This is a genomic window from Brevundimonas sp. GW821-FHT10E09 (assembly GCF_058809375.1).
Genome location: NZ_JBXASO010000031.1, coordinates 1 through 2967 on the forward strand (window position 1 = coordinate 1; position 2967 = coordinate 2967).

Consider the following 2967-nt stretch of genomic DNA (forward strand, 5'->3'; position numbering starts at 1 on the left):
ATCGGTGCCCGACCGTCTTCCTGTCCGCCATCGCCCTCGCCGCTACAGTGCTATTCTGGCTATGAGTCCTGAGCCTAATCAGGTTCATTCAATCTTCTGCCCACATTCGCAGAAGATTTCCCAGGGTCTTATCGAGCACCAAGGAATCTGCTTCTCCGGCTGCGACGCGCAGTCGCTCCAGATCAAATAGCACTTCTCTCTGATCCTGCCGGCGAACCAGACTCTGGACCCAGCCGACGCAGGCCAGCCGAACACCGGCAGTTATCGGCGTGACCCGGTGAAGGACGCCCGTCGGGTAAATAATAACCGAACCTGCTTTGGGCCGGAATTCCCGGTCTCCGTCGAGAGCCCGGATGAGCAGCGCACCACCTTCGTAGGTTTCCGGATCGGAAAGGAAGACGGTGAAGCTGAAGTCCGTACGCAGAGGCCAGCCAGTCGGATCGTACATGGTCGCGTTGTCTGCGTGCAGACCATACTGATGGCCGGGTCCGTATCGCGAGAATAACAGGCTGCTCCAGCGGACGGGCCGGACAAGGCTCCGCATGACCGAATGCACCTCTAAACTGCGTTTGACTCTGTGGCCGAGAGCGATGACCTCGGGGTCGTCGCCCCGCGCCTGCTCATTCTGTTTGACCTTCGCGGCCGTGATGCCCGCGGTGAGTTCGCCACCCGTGAAAGGAACGCGTTCCAGCACGCCGCAGACCATTGCTAACTCCGCTGGAACCAGGGCGTCTTCAATGACGATCAATGTTGCTACTCCAGTGGCCCTTGCGCGGAACGAATGATGAGGTCTTCCACCGCATATTGCTGAACCCTGGCGCGGCCCGGAAGATGGGACTACGTCGAAGGCAGTGTCGTTCAAATCCGACCAAATGCCGAGCCCCTAGAGCTCACAAAAGTCCACACTTGGTCGGCAAGAGCCATCCATTCGCTGATGCAGCCACTCCCCAACTGCGCTTGCCACCGAGCAGGTTCGCCACCATGATCACATGGCGGACCGGGCACCTCTGGCTTTGACCGGCCCATGGGCTGGTCTCGGCGATGTCGGACACGCACTTTTTCACTGAGGCCCGACGCTGCTTCACGCGATCGCGCTTCTCATATTGAGGGACCTGACAATGCCTTTGCTTCTTTGCCCCAATGACAACGGCTCCATGCAGACTGTGGATCGGGCCGGAGTTCAGTTCGACATGTGTCCCAATTGCCGGGGTGTCTGGCTTGACCGTGGCGAGTTGGAAAAACTGATGGCTGCTGGGGCCCAGGACGCTGCACCGCCGCCCTCGCAAGCCGCACCATACCCCCCTGGGCCGGGGCCCCAGGCCTGGAACACCGGATACGGCGAGCACGGCGAGCACGGCGAACGCGGAGAGCGTGGAGAACGCGGCGAGCACGGCTACGGACATGGCGGGCATAAAAAGCGGCGCGGGTCGCTTTTCGACATCTTCGACTAGTTGGCAACCGGGCGCGGGCGGACTCACCGCCATGGTCGGCTCCGCGAGACGGGATCGCCGACCCTCCCGGGCTGGCGGCGGTCTTTGTATCGGCTGAAGGCTCCGGTCCCGACGCCACCTCCCGCAACCAGCTCGCTGGTAGGAAGACGAGGAGCCTGATCGCATCATGCTGACCGATACCTTGTTGCTGCTTCTCGGTCTCGTCCTGCTCATCGCAGGTGGCGACCTCCTTGTGCGTGGAGCCGTCCGGATCGCTGGACGACTTCGCCTCTCGCCAATGCTGATTGGCTTGACGGTGGTGGGTATGGGCACTTCGATGCCAGAACTCGCCGCCAGCCTGCAAGCCAGCCTCGCTGGATCTTCAGGCATCGCCCTCGGCAATATCGTCGGGTCGAACATCGCAAACGCGCTTCTGATCTTGGGGGTGGCCGCACTGATTGCCCCCATTGTCGTCAGTACTCCCTCCCTGTGGCGCGATGGCGGCGTCGGCTTGTTTGCAGCGCTGGCGCTGATCGGGGCCGGTGCGACCTTGGGCCTGTCCCGCGAAGTGGGGATCGCCTTCCTGTTCCTGATGGGAGGCTATATCTACTATGCATACCGCCAAGAACATGTCGGTGCGCCCCACAGCGCGGCCCATGACCGCGCGATGGCGATGGAAGAGGTCGACCGCGCCCTGATCCCCCCGGAAAAGCCCGAGGGCCGTCTGTGGGTCGCTCTCCTGCTTTTTGTGGCAGGTCTGAGCCTGATCGTCGGCGGCGGCAGCTTCCTCGTGAACGCCGCCATCGCCATTGCAGAGGATCTAAATGTCAGCGATGCCGTCATCGGGCTGACGATCGTCGCGGTGGGGACGTCGGTCCCAGAGCTGGTCACCTCTGCCGTTGCCGCCTACCGAAAGCAGGGCGACATCGCGCTAGGCAATGTCCTGGGCTCCAACATCTACAATATCCTCTTCATCGGCGGGCTTACGGGCGCGATCGCTCCGACCGAAGTGCCCGCCAGTATGATGGTCTTCGACCTCTGGGTCCTGGTTGCCGTATCCATTCTCGTCATGGTGCTTGCCCTTTCCGGCCGGCGGCTGAGCCGGACGGAAGGCATTATGCTCGTCGCCGCCTATGTCGTCTACGCCGCCCATACGGCAGGGCTGTTTTGAAAGCTGGGCGCCTCAGCGTGTCCCGAGCATTGTCCAATCGCATCCTTGGTGTGGAACCCAAGTTTGGAGGTACGACCCGGCGTCGAAGGTTCGGGAGGCTGGCGCAGCTAGGCCGACGCTAACCAGCGGCCCAGTCACTCGACAAAAAGCGGACCTGTTGAAGCTCCGCTATGAGTCGCGAACGGCGGTCGACCTCTCAAGGTCTGAGAGGCACCAGAGCCGTCACTCACTGAGCGCCGGAAACACGACATTCAGCCTTGCCGCCTGAACCTGATAACGTCCGCTTTCTATCTGTGGACGCCCCCTTCAGCGCAAGAGTGATTTTCGGGAATTTCTGACACGTAGTCGGATGCTGCCATCTGTCCG

The 2967-nt window shown here is 61.7% G+C and carries 3 protein-coding genes; 2 read left to right on the plus strand and 1 reads right to left on the minus strand.

Annotated features, from left to right (window positions below; genetic code table 11):
* Positions 1–88 precede the first annotated feature (88 nt).
* Positions 89–748, minus strand: a complete 660-nt coding sequence (locus AC1RSI_RS16650) for a Fe2+-dependent dioxygenase (RefSeq protein ID WP_154727046.1) — start codon at positions 746–748, stop codon at positions 89–91.
* Positions 749–1118: 370 nt separating this feature from the next.
* On the opposite strand from AC1RSI_RS16650, the gene AC1RSI_RS16655 reads away from it, so the two are divergent.
* On the plus strand, positions 1119–1451 hold the full coding sequence (locus tag AC1RSI_RS16655) for a TFIIB-type zinc ribbon-containing protein (protein ID WP_154727047.1): 333 nt from the start codon (positions 1119–1121) through the stop codon (positions 1449–1451).
* A 166-nt stretch (positions 1452–1617) separates the two neighbouring features.
* A complete protein-coding gene (locus AC1RSI_RS16660) occupies positions 1618–2601 on the plus strand; it encodes a calcium/sodium antiporter (RefSeq protein ID WP_154727048.1) in 984 nt (327 codons plus the stop codon).
* Positions 2602–2967 lie beyond the last annotated feature (366 nt).